This window comes from Mesorhizobium shangrilense, from assembly GCF_040537815.1.
Lineage (GTDB): Bacteria > Pseudomonadota > Alphaproteobacteria > Rhizobiales > Rhizobiaceae > Mesorhizobium > Mesorhizobium shangrilense.
In genome coordinates, this window is sequence record NZ_JBEWSZ010000001.1 from 4,293,032 (window position 1) to 4,315,527 (window position 22,496).

Sequence of the window (22,496 nt, forward strand, 5' to 3'; positions counted from 1 at the left end):
ATGCTCGATATCAAACGCATCCCCATTCCCGCGCTCATCGGCATCATCCTGACCACCTTGTTCGTGATCGCGGCGGTGTTCGCGCCTTGGATCGCGCCGCACGGCAATGGCGAGATCGTCGGCGACGTCTGGGAACCGATGTCAGCGACGCATTGGCTGGGCACCGACAATCTTGGCCGCGATCTGCTGTCGCGCATGATCTACGGCGCCCGCATCACCTTGTTCATCGCGGTGCTGGCCACGGCGCTGTCCTTCTCGCTCGGCGCCATTCTCGGTTTTTCGGCGGCGGTCTTCGGCGGCTGGTTCGACACGATCCTGTCGCGCCTTGTCGACCTCCTGATGTCGATCCCGACGCTGATCATGGGCCTTGTCGTGCTCTCCGTGCTGCCGACAAACCTGGTGACGCTGATCCTTGTCATGGGCATCCTGGATTCAACGCGGGTCTATCGCCTGTCGCGGGCCGTCGCCGTCGACATCAATGTCATGGACTATGTCGAAGCCGCGAAATTGCGCGGCGAAGGCAGCGGCTGGATCATCTTCCGCGAGATCCTGCCCAATGCGCTGTCGCCGCTGGTCTCCGAACTCGGCCTGCGCTTCATCTATGCGGTGCTGTTCCTGTCGACGCTGTCCTTCCTCGGCCTCGGCGTCCAGCCGCCGGACGCGGACTGGGGCGGCATGGTCAAGGAAAACAAGGACGGCATCGTCTTCGGCATCGCCGCGGCGCTGATCCCGGCAGCGGCAATCGCGCTGCTGGCGATTTCGGTGAACCTCGTCGCCGACTGGGTGCTCAACCGCACGACAAGCCTGAAGGGAGGACGCGGCTGATGGCTGACAAGCAACCGAAGTCCGGGCAACCGAAGTCCGGGCAAGCAAAGTCCGACGTGCTCCTCGACATCCGCAACCTGCGCATCGAGGCCACCGTGTTCCCGCCTGGCGAGGCGCCGAAGAACATCGTGCTCGTCCACGACGTCTCGCTGACGCTGCAGAAGGGCAAGGTGCTGGGCCTGATCGGCGAATCCGGCGCCGGCAAATCGACCATCGGCCTGTCCTCTATGGGATACGGTCGTGGTGGCGTGCGCATCACCGGCGGCGAGGTCATCCTCAACGGCCGCGATATCCTTAAGGGCGGCAAGGAAGGTTTTCGCAAGCTGCGCGGCCACGAGGTCTGCTATGTCGCGCAGTCGGCGGCCGCCGCCTTCAACCCCGCCCACCGATTGATGGACCAGGTGGTCGAGGCGACGCTGCTGCATGGCAGGGCGACACGGGCCGAGGCCGAGAAGCGAGCGGTCGCGCTGTTCAAGAAGCTCAGTCTGCCGAACCCGGAAACCATCGGCGAACGCTTTCCGCACCAAGTCTCGGGCGGCCAACTGCAGCGCGTGATGACGGCGATGGCGCTGTGTTCGGAACCCGATCTGATCGTCTTCGACGAGCCGACAACCGCGCTCGACGTGACGACGCAGATCGACGTGCTCGCGGCGATCAAGGACGCCATTCGCGATACGCATGTGGCAGCGCTCTACATCACTCACGATCTCGCCGTCGTCGCCCAGGTCGCCGACGAGATCATGGTGCTGCGCCATGGCCGGCTGGTCGAATGGGGCGGCACCCGCCAGATCATCAAGGAGCCGCGCCAGGAATACACCAATGCGCTGGTGTCGGTGCATGAGATCGAGCATTCCGAGCAAAGGCCCGGCACGACGCCGTTCCTGTCGGTCAAGAACATCACCGCCGCCTATGGCCGCAGCCACATCAAGGTGCTGAAGAACGTCTCGGTCGACATCTATCCGGGACAGACGCTGGCCGTCGTCGGCGAATCCGGCTCCGGCAAATCGACGCTGGCGCGCGCCATCACCGGCCTGCTGCCGCCCGAACAAGGCACCGTCACCTTCGACGGACGGCCGCTTGCCAACCGGCTCGCCGACCGGCCGAAGGAGGATCTGCGCCAGTTGCAGATGATCTACCAGATGGCGGATGTGGCGATGAACCCGCGCCAGACGGTCGGCACCATCATCGGCCGGCCACTGGAGTTCTATTTCGGCATGCGTGGCAGGGAGCGCGACGCCCGCGTCGCCGAACTGCTCGACAAGATCGAGATGGGCAAGGGTTTCATCGACCGCTATCCGGCCGAGCTCTCCGGTGGCCAGAAGCAACGTGTCTGCATTGCCCGCTCGCTCGCCGCCAAGCCGAAGCTGATCATCTGCGACGAGGTGACCTCGGCGCTCGATCCACTGGTGGCGCACGGCATATTGAAGCTGCTGCTCGACCTGCAGCAGGAGGAAAACGTCGCCTACCTGTTCATCACGCACGACCTCGCCACGGTGAAGTCGATCGCCGATTCGATCGCGGTGATGTACCGCGGCGAAGTGGTTCGCTACGGCTCGAAGAGCAAGGTGCTGACGCCGCCTTTCGACGACTACACCGACCTCCTGCTGTCCTCGGTTCCGGAAATGGAGATGGGCTGGCTGGAGAAGGCAATCAAGGGACGCCGTATGGCCAGCGCGGGGAATTAGGCCGACCGGAACCATCGATTCACAGCCGGGATGTAACAAAGCACTGTGACCGTCATCCGGTTGCAATGCAGGACGAACAGGATTGACACCAACGGGCGCCGCCCGTGCATTTTTTAGAGTTTGTAAAAGGGGGACTTGGATATGAAGACCGAACTCGACCATCTCGCTGAGCTCGCCGGCAAGGGCAGGATCTCACGCCGCGACTTTCTCGGCCGCACCGCCGCGCTCGGCGTCTCGGCCGCATTGGCGACGACACTGGCCGGAAAGGCCTTCGCGCAGACGCCGGTCAAGGGCGGCATCATCAAGGCCGGCCTGCAAGGTGGCGAATCCACCAACAGCCTCGATCCGGCGCTGAACCTCAGCCAGGTCACCTACAGTTTTGGCAAGCAGTGGGGCGAATACCTTGTCCGGCTGACCCCCGACAACAAGCTGGTCAATTTGATCGCCGAGGACATCGGCGCCTCCAAGGACGCCAAGACCTGGACGATCAAGGTCCGTGACGGCATCGAATTCCACAATGGCAAGACGGTCAGCGCGGAAGACGTCGCCGCCACCATCGAACGCCATGCCGACGAGAAGTCGAAGTCCGGCGCGCTCGGCATCCTCAAGAACATCAAGGGCGTCAAGGCGAGCGGCAAGGAAGTGATCGTCACGCTGGGCGACGCGGATGCCGACTTCCCCTATCTGATGGCCGACTACCATCTTGTCATCCAGCCGAATGGCGGCAAGGACAACCCGAATGCCGGCATCAGCGCCGGCCCCTACAAGGTCACCGTCAACCAGCCCGGCGTGCGCCATGGCGGCGAGCGCTTCGCCAATTACTGGCAGGGCGACAAGGCCGGCCATGCCGACCAGATCGAGATCGTCGTCATCAACGACGCGACGGCACGTCTGGCCGCCCTGCAGGGCGGTCAGGTCCACATGATCAACCGCGTCGAGCCGAAGGTCGTGGATCTGGTCAAGCGCATCGCGGGCGTCAGCATCGAGAACGTCTCGGGCAAGGGCTACTACCCGTTCAACATGTTCTGCGACACCGCGCCCTTCGACAGCAACGACCTGCGCATGGCGCTCAAGCTCGCCATGGACCGCGACGAGATGCTGGAGAAGATCCTTCGTGGCTACGGTTCGGTCGGCAACGACTTTCCGATCAACGAAGCCTATCCGCTGTTCACCGCCATCGAACAGCGCAAATTCGATCCGGAAAAGGCCGCCGCCCTCTACAAGAAGTCCGGCCATAGCGGCCCGGTGCTGCTGCGCACCTCCGATGTCGCCTTCCCCGGCGCCGTCGATGCAGCGCAGCTCTATCAGCAGAGTGCGGCCAAGGCCGGCATCAAGATCGAGATCAAGCGCGAGCCGGGCGACGGCTACTGGTCGGAAGTCTGGAACAAGCAGCCCTTCTCGCTTTCCTATTGGGGCGGTCGCGCCACGCAGGACCAGATGTATTCCACCGGCTACGTCTCGACCGCCGACTGGAACGACACGCGCTTCAAGCGGCCGGAGTTCGACAAGATGCTGTACACCGCGCGCGGCGAACTCGACCAGGACAAACGCAAGGCGATCTACCACGACATGGCGATGCTGATGCGTGATGAAGGCGGCCTGATCGTGCCCTTCTTCAACCAGTTCATCGACGCCGCGGCCACCAACAAGATAGGCGGCTTTGCCAAGAGCCCTATCGGCGAAATGATGGATGGCTACGCGCTTGGCGAGTGCTGGCTCAACGCCTAGCATGGATTTGGCGATTGAGCGGCTCCGCGCGTAGCTGTTCAGTCCATCCACCAAACAAGAGCGCCGCACATCCGGCAGGATGCGCGGCGCTTCCAGTTAAATGACGAACCGCATGGAGCAGCCCGTGGCGCTCAAATCAAAACTCCTGCTGATCATCCTCGATGGCGTTCCCTACAGGAACTGGCGCCGGCTGATGGGCAATCTCGAAGGCTGGGTGCAATCGGGCGAGGCAAGCGTCTGGAAGATGCGCTCCGTCCTGCCGTCGACCTCGGCCTGCTGCTATGCCTCGATCCATACCGGCGTCTCGCCGCAGGTGCACGGCATCCTGTCCAATGAGAACCGGTTCCGCGTCGAGCAGCCGGACATTTTTTCGGAAGTCAGCAAGGCCGGCGGCAAGACGGGCGCGGTCACGCATTCCTACTGGTCCGAGTTCTTCCGTGCCTACCCGTTCGATCTGGTCGAGGACATGGAGTACGACGAGCCGAATGGGCCGATCACGCATGGCCGCTTCCACACCATGACCGGCTACAATCTGCGCAACCAGATGACGCCGAGCGATGTCGACCTGTTCGCGACGCTGACCATGCTGACCAAGCGCCACGGCATCGACTACGGCATCCTGCACACCTGCACGCTGGACTCGATGGGCCACCGCTTCGGCCATGATTGCCACGAGATGGACCATGCCGTTTACGCCATGGACGGGATGCTCGCCGCCTTCCTGCCGCGCTGGCGCGAAGCCGGCTATGAAGTGATGGTCACCGCCGACCACGGCCAGACCGACCGCGGCCACCATGGCGGCCATGACGACGAGATGCAGGATTTCGCGTTGTATTACTTCGGCCCGGGCAAGGGGCCGGAGGCCGATGTGCTGCTCGGCCAGTTGCAGCTTGCGCCGACCGTGCTGAGCCGCCTTGGTGTGCCGGTGCCGGCGACGATGAGGGCGAAGCCGTTTTTGGTGTAAGTGGGTAGCCGTGACGCTGGTGCCCCCTCTCCCCGTCACTATACGGGGAGAGGGTAAGGGTGAGGGGCAGCGCGAACGTTGAATACAATTGTGAACGCCGGCGCCGCCCCTCAACCGCCTGCCGGCACCTTCTCCCCGTATAATGACGGGGAGAAGGGATGCTCTGGCAACATCCCCGCTCTTCGGCTAGCCTCCGCGAATTCCTTGGCGGAGGATGAACCTTTTTGGACCGATCAACGACAGAGCAGGCAGGAGCCAGGCGGCTCGACCGGCAATGACCGCCGCGACGGAGACCGATCGCGCGCTTGTTGACCGGGTCGCGAAGGGCGACCGGGCCGCCGTGCGGCTCCTGTTCATGCGTCACCACGCGCGGGTCTACCGCTTCGTGGCGCGCCAGACGGGATCGGAAATGATGGCTGACGATATCGCGAACGAGGTGTTCCTGGAACTGTGGCGGCAGGCGCCAGGTTTCGAGGGGCGCTCTGAAGTCTCGACATGGCTGCTCGGCATCGCCCGGTTCAAGGCGCTCTCCCTGCTGCGTAAAAGGAAGGAAGACTGGATCGACGACGAGGCCGCCGCCGCGGTGCCCGACAGCGCCGATACGCCGGAAGTCGTCACCATGAAGGAGGACAAGGCGGCCGCCTTGCGCCGTTTCGTCGATGCCTTGCCCGAAGAACACCGCGTGGTGATCGACCTCGCCTATTACCATGGACAATCGGTGAGCGAGATCGGCGAGGTGCTGGGCATTCCGGTCGCCACGGTCAAGACCCGGATGTTCTACGCCCGCAAGAAACTCGGCGAAGCCTTGAAGGCCGCCGGCTACGACAGGGGGTGGCCATGAGCGCCGCTGAAAAAATGTCGCGCCGCGACGAAATGGAAACGCTGCTGCCGTTCTACCTGAACGGCTCGCTGGAAGGCTCGGATCTGGAAGCCGTCGAGGAATGGCTGGCCAGTGATCCCACGGCGATGGCGGCACTTGGCGAGGCCGAGGCCGAATTCTCCGGCACCGCCGCCGCCAATGAAGCGATCCGGCCGCCGGCCGATGCACTCAGCCGCTTTGCCAGGGCGCTTGACGCCGAGGCCGGTCCGGCCCGTGTGCCGGCAAGTCCGTCCTGGCTGGCGCAGGCGTGGAGCCGCTTCATGTCGGTTCCCGTTGGCGTCGCCTGGGCCGCTGCCGCGGTGCTGCTTGCTGTGATCACGGTGCAATCGCTTGTGCATCCCGGCGGCAAGGGCGGCGATTTCGAGGTCGCCGGCACGGAAACCGACCTGGCTAAGATGCCGTTCGCGCTGGCCAGGTTCAAGCCGGATGCAAGGATGTCCGATATCACCGGCTTTCTCGGCCAGAATGGCATGAAAGTCCTGGATGGCCCGACCGCCGACGGCGTTTTCCGACTGGGTATCCCTGCCACGAGCGCGGCCGACTATGAAAAAGCGCTCGGCCTTATTGCTGCCCAGCCTTTCGCGGAAGCTGTGATGGAGGGAAGGAAACCGGCCAGTGGCGGCTAAGGCGGTCATTCGATTTTCGGTGGCAGTGGCGATGACAATCACCGCCGGCTCGGCCTTCGCGCAAACCAACGATCCGACCCTCACCCAGACGCAGATCGACTGCCTCAGCCGGACGAACGCGGCGGCCGCCGACTGCAACAAGGGCGGCGGCGACACGAAGGCCGGCGGAAAAGACAATGCAGGGGCGACGCCCGGCACCGGTGCGGCACGCCCCGGCGCTGTATTTCTCCCAAGCCTGATCGTCGACCTGTTCCCCAATCCTGCCGGCGCGAGCCCAGCGCCAACCACCAATGTGCCCAGCGAGCCGGCAAACGGCGCAGCAGCGCCGTCTCAGCCCGTTGCCGGGCAGGCCGCTGCGCCGAGTGGACCTGTCAGCCCGCTCACGAATGCCGTCCTGACCGAGCCGCCACGCGCCGTCACCGGCGCGTTCGTGCCCGACGAGGTGTTGGTGACGGTTGCCGGCGATGCGGCCGCCGTGCAGCAGATCGCCACCTCATTCGGCCTCCAGGTGCGTTCGCAGCGCCAGTCGAGGCTGCTCGGCTCGACGCTGGTGCGCTTCGGCATCCCCGACGGGCGCCCGGTCGGCGTGGTGCTGGCGCAGCTTGCCGCAGACGGCCGCACCCAGAGGCGCGAGCCCAACCACATCTATTCGCTGCAGCAGGCGGCCACCATCGTCAACTATGCCTTCGACCACATCGTGCTCGATCCAAAGCAGGCCAGCGGCGAGAATGTGCGCATTGCCGTGATCGATACCGGCATCGACGACACCAATCCGGCGCTGTCCGGCGTCATCGCCCAGCAGTTCGACGCCATGCCCGACGTGCCGATCAAGGCGCGCGACCATGGCACATCCGTTGACGGCCTGATTGCCGGTGTCGGCGCGCTCGAAGGCATGGCGCCAGGAGCGAAGATCTACCACGCTCGCGCCTTCGAAGGCGGCAAGTCGACCATGGACGTCATCCTGGCGGCGCTGGATTGGGCGGCGGACCAGAATGTCCGCATCATCAATATGAGCTTCGTTGGCCCGAAGAACGACTTGCTGGGCACGGCCTGCCAGAACGCGCGGGCGCTGGGCATCGTGCTGGTCGCCGCCGCCGGCAACAACGGGCCGAAGGCGCCCTATGGCTACCCGGCCGCCTTCGACGGCGTCATCGCGGTGACCGCCACCGACGCCAAGGACCAGTTGATGCCGCAGGCCAATCGCGGACCCTATGTGTTTATCTCCGCGCCCGGCGTCGAGATGGTGGCGCCGAGCGGTGCGGGTTCGGATGTGGTCACCGGCACCTCGTTTGCCGCGGCAATCGTGACCGGCGCCATCGCCAACCTCCTTCATGCCGCACCCGACCGCACCGCCGACTGGGTCGAGAAGGCGCTGGCCACCACCGCCAGGGATCTCGGTGGTCACGGCCGCGACAGTGATTTCGGCTATGGCCTGCTGGATATCAAGGCGGCCGAGGCGGCGAAGGAGTAGGTCTAACGCTTAAACGCTTCTGGTTATGGCCGAAACTCGATCATCAATGGCCGAAATGGGTGGGAAGTTGCCCTTCAGGTCATCTGCCATAACGAGCACGTTGCCAGAAGCCGCTCATTCCCACTCGCTCTATTGTTTGAAAAACGGCCTAAGGTCTGCAGGTGGGGTCAACTTGTGCGTAAGTTCTCGTATGACGCCGCTCGACAATTTGCGGGCTGACATCACTAGCGCCTCCCGAAGGCCTTCGCCGTCGGCAGTGGAGCCATCGAACTCTAGGCCTGACCCGGCCCCATCGATGGACCAACTCGCGCGCAGGCGACCATCAAGCAGCTCGATTATGTGTCGAAAAACTACCGCGGGATCGGCCTGCCCTTGTCTGGAAACCACGCAGTAGAATTCATTAGTGGCGCCACCATTTTTGAACGTAGGATTCTGTCCGCCCTGCTGGAGACCAACACCGGTCCATATGCGATTCAATTCGACGTAGAGAGCTTGGCTCGCCTGCTCCATGGCCGGGGCCGCCTCGGACCGTTCCCTTGCAACAGCGGAGCTGGTTGTCTCAATGTATCGAGCTATCTCCGCGTCTAGGTCATCGATCGGCACGCTTTTGTCTCCATCCAGCTGATTCAAATGAGCCGAAAACTCCTGAGCACTTTGGAAACGAGCCTCAATTCTTTGTTGAAACGCGACTCGCAACAGTCGGTTTAGTTTAGGCCATCGCAAGTCTTCCAATACCGCAGGTCGTATAGGAGAAGGTGTGACCTCATGAGGATGACGGCCATCTGCGTTGACAGGGGTGCGAGGTGCCCGGCCGGACAGCATGAAGAACAGCAGACCGGCGGCCATTGCTACATCGGAACGAAGGTCATGGTGCTCCCCGCCAGGAGCAAACTCTGGAAGTCTTAGGAATCGATTTCCAAGTTCGCTGCCATCGGGTGTTCGGAAATCGACATCAGGGTGGTCGCGATACCAAGCGATGCCGAAATCTACCAAAACAGGGTCTTCCCATTTTCCGTGGCGCAATATCACGTTGTCGGGCTTGAGGTCGCGGTGAAGAAGGGGAAGTTGATGACCAGCGTCCAGTATCGCGAGGATCCGTCGAGTGGCGGCAAGCGCCTGATCCAGCGTTGGCGGCGACTTTTGAACCAACTCTTGCACTGTCGGACCGTCAATGAGGTCCATCACTAGGTAGAGTTCGATATCAGGGTTTTCCCACCCTCGCTCATTCGCTTCCAACACGGCAGGAACTCCATTCGCCGCCATAGCGCGAAGGCCGCTGACTTCTGCGAGAAACCGATAGCGCCTTTCAGTTTGTCTGGTTTCGTGCATGAGCTTGAGCGCACCAGCGTGCCCATCTACCCGGTGACGCACCTTTGCGACGGTCCCCTGTCCCCCAATGCGCCTCCCCTCATCCGTGACGATCCAGTCTTCCAGACTCACATAACTCTCCTAACAATCCCCAATAGCGCCTTGAACTGTGCTTGATGACCAGTGCCCGCTCGGGAAAGCTCATACCTATACCAATATGGAGGTCGTGCGCCTACTTCACTACACAGGCGCGCCGGCAACCGATCCCCTCACCACCAGATCGACAGGCCAGACTTCGCCGCGCGCGCCTTCTTCCAGCCCGGAAATGCGCGCCGCCAGCCGCTCGGCGATGCGGGCGCCGGCCAGCCGGATCGACGAGCGCGTGGTCGACAGCGGAACCGAGAAATTCTCCGGTTTCAGCCAGGGGAAGACGTCGTCATGGGCAATGAGCGACACGTCTCCCGGGATGGTGAGGCCAAGGTCGCGCACCGCGCGCACGACGCCCAGCGCCATGATCAGGCTGGAGCAGGCGATCGCCGTCGGCGCATCCGGCTGTTCGAGCAGCCGCCTGGTGGCACGATAGCCGTTCTCCTCGGTCATCGAGACAGAGCAGACTCGGCGCTCGCCCAGCATTAGCCCACTCGCCGCCAGGGCGCGGCGCACGCCGCGCTCGCGATGGATGGCGAAGGTCTCGCGATCGTCGCCATTGATCAGCGCCAGCCGGCGGTGGCCAAGCTGGATAAGCAGCCTGGCTGCCTCGTGGAAGGCGCCCTCATTGTCGATATCGGTGAAGGGGTATTCGAAATCGAGGCCTTCGCTGCGGCCATGGACGATGAAGGGAATGCCGAGCGCGTTGACCAGCGCGACGCGGCGGTCGGCGGGCCTCGGCGACGAGATGTAGACGGCGTCGACCTGCTTGTTGGCGACAATGCGCCGATAGGTCGTTTCCTGGTCGTCGGCATCGGCCGGGGACAGCACGAGGTCGAGTTCATGCGAGCGGGCATAGTCGCCGAGCCCGGACAGGAACTCGACGAAGTGCGGATCGATGTCGACGGAGGCACCGGTCGGCAGCACATAGCCGATCATGCCGGTCTTGCCGGTGGCCAGTCGCCGTGCACTCGGGTTGGGGCGATAGCCATGGCGCTTGGCGGCATCCATAACCCGCCGGCGGGTTTCCTCATTGACCTCGGGATAACCGTTCAGCGCACGGCTGACCGTGGTCTGCGAAAGCGCCAGCATGTGCGAGAGTTGCTTGAGATTCACAGGAGGCCTCCAAGCCTCAAAGCGCTTTCAATTTTGAATCCGGGCCGCAGCCGTGATGGCGCTAGCAACCGCAGGGACCATAGCCGGGCTTTGGGGCGCTTTGAAAGGAAAATTGCTATTGCACTGCCATAAATGCATGCTGCAGCGCACTTTTATGGCTTCTGAACTCGGAGACTAAATCGATTAGCTCGCATCCCTCTTGACTTCCGATCGATTCAATGGCGAGATCAGCAAAGCCAAAGCGCTTTGGAATGCTCTTCGAAAGGTTGCGGTTCCTTTCTGACTGAGTCACATTCCTGCGACGTCGGCGGGCGGAATGGAGGTTCCGTCCGGTGTTGATGACCACTGGGAGGAATACCGATGAAGAAAGTGCTTCTGCTTGGCGTCGCGCTGGCCGCGCTCGCCTTGAACGCGCCAGCGCAGGCCGAACTGAAATTCAAGCCAGGCGAGGATCCCCGCTTTCACTGGGCGAATTATGAAGACCTCAAGAAGGTCGACCTCAAGGGCGAAACCCTATCGATCTTCGGGCCATGGCGCGGCGAGGACGAGGCCCTGGTCCGCAACGTTCTTGAATACTTCCAGGAAGCCACCGGCGTTGAGATCAAATACTCCTCGTCGGAAAATTACGAGCAGCAGATCGTCATCGATACGCAGGCCGGCAGCCCGCCCAACATCGCCGTCCTGCCACAGCCCGGCCTGATCCAGGACCTGGCCTCCAAGGGCTTGCTGACGCCGCTCGGCGATGCGACAGGAAAATGGGTCGCCGAGAACTATGGCGCCGGCCAGTCCTGGGCCGCGCTCGGCACGTACAAGGGCAAGGACGGAAAGTCCGACTTCTATGCGTTGCCCTACAAGGCCGACGTCAAGGGCCTGATCTGGTATTCGCCGGACAATTTCAAGGAAGCCGGCTACACGGTGCCGAAGTCCCAGGAAGAGTTGGCCACGCTAGAGCAGAAGATCATCGCTGACGGCGGCAAGCCATGGTGCATCGGCCTCGGTTCGGGCGGCGCCACCGGCTGGCCGGCGACCGACTGGGTCGAAGACATCATGCTGCGCACGCAGGCGCCGGAGGTCTATGACAAGTGGGTGACGAACCAGATCCCGTTCACCGATCCCGCCGTCGTCAACGCCATCGACATCTTCGCCAAGATCGCGACCGACGACAAGATGGTCGACGGCGGTGCCAAGGCGGTTGCGGCCACTGATTTCCGCGACAGCCCGAAGGGGCTCTTCACGGTGCCGCCGAAGTGCTACATGCATCACCAGGCATCGTTCATCCCAAGCTTCTTCCCCGAAGGCACCAAGCTTGGTCAGGACGCCGATTTCTTCCTGTACCCGCCCTATGCCTCCAAGCCTGAACTCGGCACGCCAGTGGAAGGCGCCGGCACCTTGGTCATGATCACCAAGGATTCAAAGGCGGCGCGCGCCTTCATCGAATTCCTCAAGATGCCGCTGGCGCATGAACTCTGGATGGCCCAGGGCAGCTTCGTGACGCCCTTCAAGGCGGTCAACAAGGATGCCTATGCCAGCGACGCGCTCAAGCGGCAGGGTGAAATCCTGGCGAATGCGACAACCTTCCGCTTCGACGGCTCGGACCTGATGCCCGGCAAGATCGGCGCTGGCGCCTTCTGGACGGGCATGGTCGACCTGGTCGGCGGCAAGTCCGCCCAGGATGTCGCGACCGATATCCAGAAGGCCTGGGACGCGATCAAGTAAGCGGTCCAGCCCATTGCCCTGGATCCGGACCTGTCGGCCCGGATCCGGCGAGCATCACCGCTCGCGATCCTCATGAGCGCATAGACCATTTCCGGCATGAAGCGCTGTCCGCAAGAAGGGGAACCTGATTGCCTCCGCAGTGCTCTCGAAAAAACTGAATCTGCGCCTGATTCCGTCGCCAAGGTCACTCACCTTCGCCGATCACGCGCATGGGGAGGGATACCATGGCGGGTCAGATTTTCTCGGCCATATTCGTCATCATCATCGGCGTCGGCGGCTGCGTCGCCTATTTCTGGGGCGCCAACAAGCTGGTCGACCTGATATTCCCGTCGCGTGGCGTGGCAGGCGCCGCCGCGATCGACAATCTGCGCCGGCAAGGGCTGATCCGCCCCTGGCTGTTCGTCGGCCCGGCAATGATCATCCTGACCATCTACCTGATCTACCCGGTGGTGGAGACGCTGAGGCTGTCGTTCCTCGACCGTGGCGGCACCAGTTTCGTCGGGTTTGCCAACTATCAATGGGCGTTTGGCGACCGCGACTTCCGCAACTCGATCCTCAACAACATCATCTGGCTGGCCGTCGTGCCTGCCGCCTGCACCTTCCTTGGCCTGATCATCGCCGTGCTCACCGACAAGATCTGGTGGGGCACGATCGCCAAGAGCCTCATCTTCCTGCCGCTGGCCATCTCCTTTGTCGGCGCCAGCGTGATCTGGAAATTCATCTACGAGTATCGCGGCGAGGGCCAGGTGCAGATCGGCATCCTCAACGCCATCATCCAGCATTTCGGCGGCCAGCCACAGGTCTGGATATCGCTGCCGTTCTGGAACAGTTTCTTCCTGATGATCATCCTGATCTGGATCCAGACCGGATTTGCCATGGTCATCCTATCGTCTGCCCTGCGCGGCATTCCCGAGGAAACGCTGGAGGCCGCGGTCATCGACGGCGCCAACCCGTTCCAGATCTTCTGGAAGATCATGGTGCCGCAGATCTGGGGCACCATCGCCGTGGTCTGGACCACCATCACCATCCTTGTGCTCAAGGTCTTCGACATCGTGCTGACCATGACCAATGGGCAATGGAACAGCCAGGTTCTGGCCAATCTGATGTTCGACTGGATGTTCCGCGGCGGTGGCGATTTCGGCCGCGGAGCGACCATCGCCATCATCATCATGATCGCGGTCATTCCCATCATGATCTGGAACATCCGCCAGGCGAACAAAGAGACGGGAGGGCATTGAGATGGCCGTCGCAACCGGAAACTCCTTTGCCAGCCGCTTCGGTGTCCACTTTGCCGTGCTGATCTTCGTGGTGATCTGGACCATCCCGACACTCGGCATTCTCGTCTCGTCGCTGCGCGACAAGGACCAGATCATCGCCTCGGGCTGGTGGAACTCGTTCTCCAGTTCGAGCCAGACGGAAGCGGGCCGCCTGCCCGCCGCCTCGACGCAAGTCCAGAAGGACGGCAAGTTCGTCCTCCAGGGCAACATCTTCGGCGACGGCGCCAAGCGCAACATCAGCGCCTTCGGCACCAAGGCGGCCGCACCGACGCAGTACCCCGCCGGCAGTACCGCCGACCTTGGCGATGGCGTGACCTTGCAGCTCAATGCCGACGGTAGTTTCGTCATGCAATCGCCCAAGGCCTTCGAAGGCGACCGTGGCCAGCGCGTCTATTATGCCTCGTCGGCGCCGCCGAAATTCACCACCGACAATTACAAGACGGTGCTGTTTTCGGAAGGCATCGGCCGCTCCTTCATGAACTCGCTGACCGTCACCATTCCGGCGACCGTCATCCCGATCCTGATCGCCGCGTTCGCCGCCTATGCGCTGGCCTGGATGCGGTTTCCCGGCCGTGCCCTGCTCATCGCGGTCATCATCGGACTGCTGGTCGTCCCGCTGCAGATGTCGCTGATCCCGCTGCTAAAGCTCTACAACGGCGTCGGTACCTTCTTCGGAGTTCCCTCGAAAACCTATCTCGGCATATGGCTGGCGCATACGGGCTTTGGCCTGCCCTTCGCCATCTACCTGCTGCGCAGCTACATTGCCGGCCTGCCGCGCGAAATCATGGAATCGGCGCGCATCGACGGCGCCAGTGATTTCGAGATCTTCGTCAAGATCGTGCTGCCGCTGTCGTTCCCGGTGCTGGCGTCCTTCGCCATCTTCCAATTCCTGTGGGTATGGAACGATCTGCTGGTCGCAATGGTTTTCCTCGGAACCGCCCCGGACCAGATCGTGCTGACCGCCAAGCTCAACGCTCTGCTCGGTTCGCGTGGCGGCAATTGGGAGATCCTGACGACATCGGCGTTCATCACCATCATCGTGCCGCTGATCGTGTTCTTCTCGCTACAGCGCTATTTTGTTCGCGGGCTGCTTGCCGGCTCGGTGAAAGGAGGTTGAGATAATGCAATCCGCTTTGAAGGTTACCGCAAAGCCCGATGCCGCCGTCGATCGCGACTGGTGGCGTGGCGCGGTGATCTACCAGATCTATCCGCGCAGCTATCAGGACTCCAACGGCGACGGCATCGGCGACCTCAAGGGCATCATCACCAGGCTGCCCTACATCGCGGCGCTGGGCGCGGACGCGATCTGGATCTCGCCTTTCTTCAAGTCGCCGATGAAGGATTTCGGCTACGACGTCACCGATTATTGCGACGTCGACCCGATGTTCGGCACGCTGGCCGACTTCGATGCGCTGACAGCGGAAGCGCACCGGCTGGGGCTGAAGGTGATGATCGACGAGGTGCTCTCGCACACCGCCGACAACCATCCATGGTTCAAGGAAAGCCGAGCCAGCCGCAACAATCCGAAGGCCGACTGGTATGTCTGGGCGGACGCGAAGCCGGACGGCACGCCGCCCAACAACTGGCTGTCGATCTTCGGCGGCTCGGCCTGGCAGTGGGACACCAGCCGCCAGCAATATTACCTGCACAATTTCCTGGCCGAGCAGCCAGACCTCAACTTCCACAACCGCCAAGTCCAGGACGCGCTGCTCGACGTCACCCGCTTCTGGCTGGAGCGCGGCGTTGACGGTTTCCGCCTCGACACGATCAATTTCTACTTCCACAGCCAGGGCCTGGAAAACAATCCGCCGTTGCCGCCGGAAGAGCGCAACGACCAGACCGCGCCGTCGGTCAATCCCTACAACTATCAGGACCATCTCTACGACAAGAGCCGTCCGGAGAACCTCGGTTTCCTCGAACGCTTCCGCGCCCTGCTCGATGAATATCCGGCAACCGCCGCTGTCGGCGAGGTCGGCGATTCGCAGCGCGGGCTGGAAGTGGTGGCCGCCTACACCGCCGGCGGTAAGCGCGTGCATATGTGCTATTCGTTCGACTTCCTGGCGCCTGAGAAAATCAGTGCCACCAAGGTGCGCTCGGTGCTGGAAGCCTTCGGCAGGGTCGCCAGCGACGGCTGGTCGTGCTGGGCGTTCTCCAACCATGACGTGATGCGCCCAGCGACGCGCTGGGCGGTCGGCGAAGCCGATCCGACCGCCTATCTCAAGGTGATATCGGCGCTGCTGATGTCCCTGCGCGGCTCGGTCTGCATCTACCAGGGCGAGGAACTCGGGCTCGGCGAAGCCGACTTGCAGTTCGAAGATCTGCAGGATCCCTACGGCATCCGCTTCTGGCCGGAGTTCAAGGGCCGCGACGGCTGCCGCACGCCGATGGTGTGGGACGCCGCCGCCGCCAATGGCGGCTTCTCGACGGCAAAACCCTGGCTGCCCGTGCCCGGCAAGCACCTTTCGCAGGCGGTCGACGTGCAGCAGGATGACGACAGCTCGCTGCTCGAACATTACCGGCGCTTCCTCGCCTTCCGCCGCGCTCACCCGGCGCTCGCCAAGGGCGATATTGATTTCATCGAAAGCGAGGGCGATACAGTTGCGTTCACGCGCCGCGAAGGCAATGAGCGGATCGCCTGCGTCTTCAATCTCGGAGCCAAACCGGCAGAAGTCGATCTCGGCGGCGGTTCGCTGCAACCCTTGCCGGGACACGGATTTTCAGGGCAGTCGGGGACCGGCTCCATCCGGCTCGGCGGCTACGGAGCCTGGTTTGGGCGTATCGACTGAATCGCTAGAAGAATTCACTGGGAGGAAATCATGGCCGATGTCACGCTAAGGCAAGTGAAGAAATCATACGGCAATTTGCACATTCTCCACGGCATCGACCTCGACATAAAGTCGGGCGAGTTCATCGTCTTCGTCGGCCCGTCGGGCTGCGGCAAGTCGACCTTGCTACGGTCGATCGCCGGGCTGGAGGAAATCACCTCCGGTGAGCTCAAGATAGCCGGCGAAGTGGTGAACGATGTGCCGCCGTCGAAGCGGGGCATCGCCATGGTGTTCCAGTCCTACGCCCTCTATCCGCACATGACCGTCTACGACAACATGGCGTTCTCGATGAAGATCGGCAAAGAGAACAAGGCGGAGATCGACCGGCGGGTGAAGCAGGCAGCCGAAATCCTGCAGCTGACCAAATATCTCGACCGTCTGCCCAAGGCGATGTCGGGCGGCCAGCGCCAGCGCGTCGCCATCGGCCGCGCCATCGTGCGCAATCCAAAGGTGTTCCTGTTCGACGAACCGCTGTCCAACCTCGACGCGGCGCTTCGCGTCGCCACCCGCATCGAGATCGCCAAGCTCAAGGAATCGATGCCGAACACGACGATGATCTATGTCACCCACGACCAGGTCGAGGCGATGACGCTGGCTGACCGCATCGTGGTGCTGAAGGACGGCCATATCGAACAGGTCGGCACGCCGATGGATCTCTACAAGAAACCCGGCAATCTGTTCGTTGCACAGTTCATTGGTTCGCCGGCTATGAACATCCTGCCGGCGACCGTCGACAAGACTGGAAGCCCCACCGTCGTCAGCCATGTCGGCGGGCGCAAGGCGACCGTGCCGATCACGACACCGGCATCCGCCAAGGGAGCTTCGGTGAGCTTCGGTGTACGACCCGAGAATCTGATGATCGCCACCGGCACGGATTATCTGTTCGAGGGGAAGGTCGACTATGTCGAGCAACTCGGCGAGGTGCAGCTGGTCTATGTCGATATCGGCCGTGCCGACCTGCCGCTGGTGACCAAATTGCCGGGCAATGTCGAGGTCAAGCGCGGGGCGACGCTGCGGCTGACCGCGAACGCCGAGGACCTCCATATCTTCGACACGGACGGGCGTTCATTCGCGCTGCACGCGGCAGAGGCGAAGGCGGCCTGAGACAGGCCAGCGCCAAAACCAGCGACGCAAAAAAGAGCGGCGGGCCAGGCCCGCCGCTCTTTTTTGTATATCAATTTCAGCTGTTAGTTGTTGCCGAAGAGGTTACGGTCGGCACCCTGAGGCGCGGACTTCGGCGCATCATTCGACGAATTGAGCAGCTTGTAGACCGGCGAGCCACTGTTGGCGATCGACGCCGTCGGGGCCTTGTCGACATTGGTCACAGCCGGCTGGTTGACGCCGTTCGAACCATAGTTGTCGCTACCGGCGAAGGCGCTGCCGGAAATCGCCAGAAGGGCGGCGGCAGCAAGAATGATCTTTTTCATTTTTAGTACTCCTGAATTTCAAGTTCGGCCGGAGGGATCGGCGTGCCCATCCCTCTGGCCGGCAATGTTAGTTGTTGCCAAAGAGGTTACGGTCGGCACCCTGATGGGCAGGCGTCTGAGTAGCCGGTGCCGGCTTCTTGATCGAAGCCGTGTACGAGCTGTCGACAGCGGTAGCGTGCTGGTTGGCGCCGTTCGAACCGTAGTTGTCGCTACCGGCGAAAGCGCTGCCGGAAATCGCGAGAAGCGCGGCGGCGGTGAGGATGATCTTCTTCATTTCAAGTACTCCTGAATTTCTGAATTCCGCGAGGGCGGCGGGCGGTGCCCGCCGTCTGCGAGGGATCGGCTGTTAGTTGTTGCCGAAAAGGTTATGGTCAGCACCCTGAGGGGCAGGCGTCTGGGCAGCCGGAGCCGGCTTCTTGATGGAAGCCGTGTACGAGCTGTCGACAGCAGTGGCAGCCTGATTGGCGCCATTGGAACCGTAGTTGTCGCTGCCAGCGAAGGCGCTGCCGGAAATCGCCAGAAGGGCGGCGGCAGTGATGATGATCTTTTTCATTTTTGGTACTCCAGTATTTTTCCGTCCGTCTAGCGGCGTGTCTTGGAAGGAATTCGCGTCGTTCGGACAGCCCCGATGTGGGTGAGCCACCCGGCCATTTCCAATCACGAAGTTGTTCCGCGTGGACCATGAATCCACATCTTGAAATTGTGCCAGACGTCTCTACACCTCTAATTTTATCGTTTATGATCAAACGGTTACTTGAATTCCACGGTCTCCCATCAGACCCTGTTCGTGAGCCGGCGTTCACACCCTGCTGCACGCACCGTCAACAGAAACGAACCGTTCGGTTCGATTTTAGAAAGTGCTAATAGTCACTTTTTGATACTGTTAACGGTTTTTAACCACGTTGGGGGTCGAGTCCGGTGCGCCGAATCCGCCGCTTATGGCCCGCAACGGGTGACCTTCCCGACCGCGATCCGCCCTGCGATCCAGGGCCAGCACGTTTTGGATACGTGTCGCGCTACATGGATGCGATGTCGCTTTCATGCCGATGTCGCAAACGCCATCGTGATTAGATCATGGCATCTCAGGTGCCGCTTCGAGACAAACGAAGCGGAGAATTGGGAAGCCGGTCGAAATCCGGCGCTGCCCCCGCAACGGTGGTGGAGTTCAAGTCGCAACGGGAGACCACTGGGCCAAGGCCTGGGAAGGTGTTGCGACCGTCCAAATGGACACTCCAGAGCCCGGAAACCAGCCCGAGATTTTTGAACTCGACTGATCGCGGTGGGCGGTCAAGAGGTGGATCGTGCATGTCCGGCGCATTGCCGGCCTGCGTCCAATCCTTCCTCTCTTCCCCTCCTGTTCAGTTTTTGGAGCGTCGTGCGCTGTTGGCCGCGCAAATACGCTTCGGGATTTGGATTGCGCATCGTCCGATTTCGGGCCGATGCGAAAGCATGAGGACAGGACATGGACGCGCGCAACGACATGCTTAAGCGGCTGCACAGCCGAAGGGACGGCTTCTCGCTCGAGCAGCCCTTCTATACCGATCCGGAATACTTCCAGCTCGACATGGAGCTGATCTGGTATCGCGACTGGCTGTTCATCGGCCATGATTGCGAACTGCCGAAGCCCGGCAGCTTCATCACCGTCCAGATCGGCGACTATCCGGTTGTCCTGGTGCGCGACCAGAAGGGCAACATCAACGCCTTCCACAATTCCTGCCGCCATCGCGGCAGCCGCGTCTGCAACACCGACAAGGGCACGGCGGCAAAACTGGTCTGTCCCTATCACCAATGGACCTATGAGCTGGATGGCCGGCTTCTGTTCGCAAGACAGATGGCTGACAGCTTCGACAAGAGCCAGTTCGGCCTGAAGCCGGTCGCCTGCGAAAGCGTCGGCGGTTACATCTTCATCTGCCTGGCCAAGGAACCCGCCGATTTCGCGCCCATGCGCGCCATGATCGAACCCTATCTTCTGCCGCACCGGCTGCGCGAGGCAAAGGTCGCCTTCGAGAGCACGATCATCGAGAAGGGCAACTGGAAGCTCGTCTGGGAGAACAACCGCGAGTGCTATCATTGCGCCGGCAACCATCCGGAACTGTGCAAGACGTTCCCGGAGGCGCCGACCGTGACCGGCGTGCAGGGCGCCGACAGCGATCCGGAAATGCTGGCGCATTGGGCGAAGTGCGAGGCGGCGGGCTTGCCCAGCAGGTTCCGCATCGATCCGGCCGGGCAGTACCGCGCCACCCGCGCGCCGCTGCTGCGCGATGCCGTCAGCTACACGATGACGGGAAAGCGCGCCGTGGAGAAGAACCTTTCCGACAGTGTTTCCACCGACCGGATCGGTTCGCTGCTGCTCTACCACTACCCGACGACGTGGAACCATATCCTCGGCGACCACGCGGTGACCTTCCGCGTGTTGCCGATCAGCGCCACGGAAACGGCGGTGACGACGAAGTGGCTGGTGCACAAGGATGCGGTCGAGGGCGTCGACTACAAGCTCGACGAACTCACCCATGTCTGGACCGAGACCAACGACCAGGACCGCCGTATCGTCGAGGAGAATGCTTTCGGCATCCTGTCGCCGGCCTATGAACCCGGCCCTTATTCAGAGCTGCATGAAGGCGGCGTGATCCAGTTCGTCGAGTGGTATGCGAACTTCATCGGGCCGCGCCTTGCCGAAGGCGGCCGGCCGGCGCTGCGCAGTGTCGCCTAGCTCATGTCGCCCAAAAGTGCTCCGCGGTTTTGGGATCACGACATGAGCAGTGCAAGAAGGACTTGAGGGATGAACGCGATGACTGACCTTGGCCTCTATCGTCATCTCGACCAGATGACGCCCTGGAACGACAGGCTTCAGGTGCTGGAAGTGATCGGCGTCAGCGACGAGGCGCCGGACGTTAAGACCTTCACCTTCCGCTCCGACAACCAGACCTGGTTCCGCTACAAGCCAGGACAGTTCGTGACACTGGAATTGCCGACAGCCGACGGCCCGCTGATGCGCACCTATACGCTGTCGTCCTCGCCGTCGCGGCCATTCTCGATCGCGGTGACGGTGAAGGCGCAGGCGGGCAGCATCGGCACGCGCTGGATGTTCGACCATCTGAAGCCCGGCACGCACGTCAAGGCCTATGGCCCGACAGGCGACTTTTCGCTGCATAGCCACCCGGCCGCGAAGTATCTGTTCATTTCGGCCGGCTCCGGCGTGACGCCGATGATGTCGATGCTGCGCTGGCTGAACGACTGCGCGCCATGGACCGACGTCGGCTTCGTCAACTGCGCGCGGCGCCCGGAGGAGATCATCTTCCGCAAGGAGCTGGAGCTGCTTGGCGGCCATATGCCGGGCCTGTCGCTCGGCTTCATGATCGAGGAACGGTCGAGCCGCGAAGGCTGGTACGGGCATATGGGCAGGATCGACGCGATACGTCTGCCGCTGCTGGCGCCCGACTTTCGCGAGCGCGAGATCTTCTGCTGCGGTCCAGATCCTTTCATGCGCGCCGTGCGCGGCATGCTGGAAGCCACGGGTTTCGACATGGACCACTACCATCAGGAGAGCTTCGCCGCTTCTGTCGTGGAGGAAATACCGGCTCCCTTCGCTTCGCCCACGGAAGGCATCGAAGCCGCCGTGGAAGTCATGGTGCCGATCCGCTTCTCGCTTTCGGATGTCGATGCCGAATGTGTCGCCGGCCAGACAGTGTTGCAGACGGCACGCGCTTCAGGGGTCCGGATTCCCGCCGCTTGCGAATTCGGCCTGTGCGGAACCTGCAAGGTGAAGAAGGTCGCAGGCGACGTCGAGATGAGCCACAATGGCGGCATTCTCGACCACGAGGTCGATGACGGCTTCATTCTCGCCTGCTGCTCCAGGCCGCTGTCGGCGCTTGAAATCGAGGCATGATCCGGCAGCGGCCAAACTGACCCCAAAATGGTCGGCGCCGCGCCGGCGCCTTTGTTTCGCCAAGGCGGAACCGACTGTTTACAGGCCTTGTCGAGGGGTGGAGTGATCGCGTCCGTCGGCAGCGACTGACGGGCGTCGCGGAGCGGGGCCAGGACGAATGCGTCATTGCGATGTTTACGCTGTTGCAAGCAAGGATATCGTCTTTGAGTCTTTCGACGGCGAGGCCGTGGTCCTCGATCTGTCGACCGGCAAGTATTTTGGCTTCTCCGATTCCGGCAGCAGGATCTGGCACGCTCTGTCGTCAGGTGTTTCCGCCCAAGCCCTGGCTGGCCAATCGGCCGGTGGCGCAACGATAAGCATGGCCGAGCTCGAAGGCTTCATTTCCCGGTTGCTCGAATACGGGCTGCTCGCACCTCTGGCCGACACGCCGGCGCAGCCCGTTTCCGCCGACCGTCTTGCCGATCTCGCCCAGACCCGCGAACCGATCAGGGTCGAGGTTCATGACGATCTCGCCGACCCGATCCATGAGGTCGAAGAGCCTCAGGGCTGGCCGGCGGTCAAGCATACATCGTGAGCACCCATGCCTTGCGCACCGTCACGCTGCATGGCCGGCAC

At 62.3% G+C, this 22,496-nt stretch carries 20 protein-coding genes and 1 riboswitch; of the genes, 15 read left to right on the forward strand and 5 right to left on the reverse strand.

Annotated features, from left to right (window positions below; genetic code table 11):
• The 7 genes from ABVQ20_RS20760 (at position 1) to ABVQ20_RS20790 (ending at position 8,179) form a co-directional block, all read left to right on the forward strand.
• Entirely contained in the window at positions 1 to 825 is an 825-nt protein-coding gene (locus ABVQ20_RS20760) for an ABC transporter permease (RefSeq protein WP_354461344.1), read from the forward strand.
• Positions 825 to 2,510, forward strand: coding sequence for an ABC transporter ATP-binding protein (locus tag ABVQ20_RS20765; RefSeq protein WP_354461345.1), 1,686 nt, complete (start codon positions 825 to 827; stop codon positions 2,508 to 2,510). The genes ABVQ20_RS20760 and ABVQ20_RS20765 overlap by 1 nt, the downstream gene beginning before the upstream one ends.
• Before the next feature lie 141 nt (positions 2,511 to 2,651).
• Positions 2,652 to 4,238 carry an ABC transporter substrate-binding protein gene (locus ABVQ20_RS20770; RefSeq protein ID WP_354461346.1) on the forward strand — a complete coding sequence of 529 codons (1,587 nt, stop codon included), beginning with the start codon at positions 2,652 to 2,654 and terminating at the stop codon, positions 4,236 to 4,238.
• A gap of 124 nt (positions 4,239 to 4,362) precedes the next feature.
• Complete coding sequence (locus ABVQ20_RS20775; RefSeq protein WP_354461347.1) at positions 4,363 to 5,202, forward strand: alkaline phosphatase family protein; 840 nt, start codon at positions 4,363 to 4,365, stop codon at positions 5,200 to 5,202.
• Positions 5,203 to 5,476: 274 nt separating this feature from the next.
• Complete coding sequence (locus tag ABVQ20_RS20780) at positions 5,477 to 6,043, forward strand: sigma-70 family RNA polymerase sigma factor (protein WP_354461348.1); 567 nt, start codon at positions 5,477 to 5,479, stop codon at positions 6,041 to 6,043.
• Positions 6,040 to 6,708 carry an anti-sigma factor gene (locus ABVQ20_RS20785; RefSeq protein ID WP_354461349.1) on the forward strand — a complete coding sequence of 223 codons (669 nt, stop codon included), beginning with the start codon at positions 6,040 to 6,042 and terminating at the stop codon, positions 6,706 to 6,708. The genes ABVQ20_RS20780 and ABVQ20_RS20785 overlap by 4 nt, the downstream gene beginning before the upstream one ends.
• Positions 6,698 to 8,179, forward strand: a complete 1,482-nt coding sequence (locus ABVQ20_RS20790; RefSeq protein WP_354461350.1) for a S8 family serine peptidase — start codon at positions 6,698 to 6,700, stop codon at positions 8,177 to 8,179. The genes ABVQ20_RS20785 and ABVQ20_RS20790 overlap by 11 nt, the downstream gene beginning before the upstream one ends.
• A 129-nt stretch (positions 8,180 to 8,308) precedes the next feature.
• Here ABVQ20_RS20790 and ABVQ20_RS20795 read toward each other — a convergent pair whose 3' ends face one another.
• A complete protein-coding gene (locus ABVQ20_RS20795; protein WP_354461351.1) occupies positions 8,309 to 9,619 on the reverse strand; it encodes a protein kinase domain-containing protein in 1,311 nt (436 codons plus the stop codon).
• 108 nt (positions 9,620 to 9,727) lie between these two features.
• Complete coding sequence (locus tag ABVQ20_RS20800; RefSeq protein ID WP_354461352.1) at positions 9,728 to 10,750, reverse strand: substrate-binding domain-containing protein; 1,023 nt, start codon at positions 10,748 to 10,750, stop codon at positions 9,728 to 9,730.
• A 360-nt stretch (positions 10,751 to 11,110) separates the two neighbouring features.
• On the opposite strand from ABVQ20_RS20800, the gene ABVQ20_RS20805 reads away from it, so the two are divergent.
• From ABVQ20_RS20805 to ABVQ20_RS20825, 5 genes are all read left to right on the forward strand, one after another.
• Complete coding sequence (locus tag ABVQ20_RS20805) at positions 11,111 to 12,466, forward strand: ABC transporter substrate-binding protein (protein WP_354461353.1); 1,356 nt, start codon at positions 11,111 to 11,113, stop codon at positions 12,464 to 12,466.
• Positions 12,467 to 12,690: 224 nt separating this feature from the next.
• The gene (locus ABVQ20_RS20810) at positions 12,691 to 13,704 is read left to right on the forward strand and encodes a carbohydrate ABC transporter permease (RefSeq protein ID WP_354461354.1); all 1,014 of its coding nucleotides are present in this window, start codon (positions 12,691 to 12,693) and stop codon (positions 13,702 to 13,704) included.
• A 1-nt stretch (position 13,705) separates the two neighbouring features.
• Complete coding sequence (locus ABVQ20_RS20815) at positions 13,706 to 14,860, forward strand: carbohydrate ABC transporter permease (RefSeq protein WP_354461355.1); 1,155 nt, start codon at positions 13,706 to 13,708, stop codon at positions 14,858 to 14,860.
• Between the two features lie 4 nt (positions 14,861 to 14,864).
• Positions 14,865 to 16,529 carry a beta-galactosidase BglA gene (gene bglA / locus ABVQ20_RS20820; protein ID WP_354461356.1) on the forward strand — a complete coding sequence of 555 codons (1,665 nt, stop codon included), beginning with the start codon at positions 14,865 to 14,867 and terminating at the stop codon, positions 16,527 to 16,529.
• A 30-nt stretch (positions 16,530 to 16,559) separates the two neighbouring features.
• Positions 16,560 to 17,672, forward strand: coding sequence for an ABC transporter ATP-binding protein (locus ABVQ20_RS20825; RefSeq protein WP_354461357.1), 1,113 nt, complete (start codon positions 16,560 to 16,562; stop codon positions 17,670 to 17,672).
• Between the two features lie 83 nt (positions 17,673 to 17,755).
• Here ABVQ20_RS20825 and ABVQ20_RS20830 read toward each other — a convergent pair whose 3' ends face one another.
• The 3 genes from ABVQ20_RS20830 to ABVQ20_RS20840 form a co-directional block, all read right to left on the reverse strand.
• The gene (locus tag ABVQ20_RS20830; protein WP_354461358.1) at positions 17,756 to 17,995 is read right to left on the reverse strand and encodes a DUF680 domain-containing protein; all 240 of its coding nucleotides are present in this window, start codon (positions 17,993 to 17,995) and stop codon (positions 17,756 to 17,758) included.
• A 67-nt stretch (positions 17,996 to 18,062) separates the two neighbouring features.
• Positions 18,063 to 18,269, reverse strand: a complete 207-nt coding sequence (locus tag ABVQ20_RS20835; RefSeq protein WP_354461359.1) for a DUF680 domain-containing protein — start codon at positions 18,267 to 18,269, stop codon at positions 18,063 to 18,065.
• 72 nt (positions 18,270 to 18,341) lie between these two features.
• A complete protein-coding gene (locus ABVQ20_RS20840) occupies positions 18,342 to 18,548 on the reverse strand; it encodes a DUF680 domain-containing protein (RefSeq protein ID WP_354461360.1) in 207 nt (68 codons plus the stop codon).
• 514 nt (positions 18,549 to 19,062) lie between these two features.
• Positions 19,063 to 19,264: riboswitch (cobalamin riboswitch) on the forward strand.
• Positions 19,265 to 19,457: 193 nt separating this feature from the next.
• On the opposite strand from ABVQ20_RS20840, the gene ABVQ20_RS20845 reads away from it, so the two are divergent.
• From ABVQ20_RS20845 to ABVQ20_RS20855, 3 genes are all read left to right on the forward strand, one after another.
• Positions 19,458 to 20,705: an aromatic ring-hydroxylating oxygenase subunit alpha gene (locus tag ABVQ20_RS20845; RefSeq protein ID WP_354461361.1), complete on the forward strand. Its 1,248-nt coding sequence runs from the start codon at positions 19,458 to 19,460 to the stop codon at positions 20,703 to 20,705.
• Positions 20,706 to 20,783: 78 nt separating this feature from the next.
• Positions 20,784 to 21,881, forward strand: coding sequence for an FAD-binding oxidoreductase (locus ABVQ20_RS20850; protein WP_354462239.1), 1,098 nt, complete (start codon positions 20,784 to 20,786; stop codon positions 21,879 to 21,881).
• Between the two features lie 157 nt (positions 21,882 to 22,038).
• On the forward strand, positions 22,039 to 22,455 hold the full coding sequence (locus ABVQ20_RS20855) for a PqqD family protein (protein WP_354461362.1): 417 nt from the start codon (positions 22,039 to 22,041) through the stop codon (positions 22,453 to 22,455).
• Positions 22,456 to 22,496: the final 41 nt, after the last annotated feature.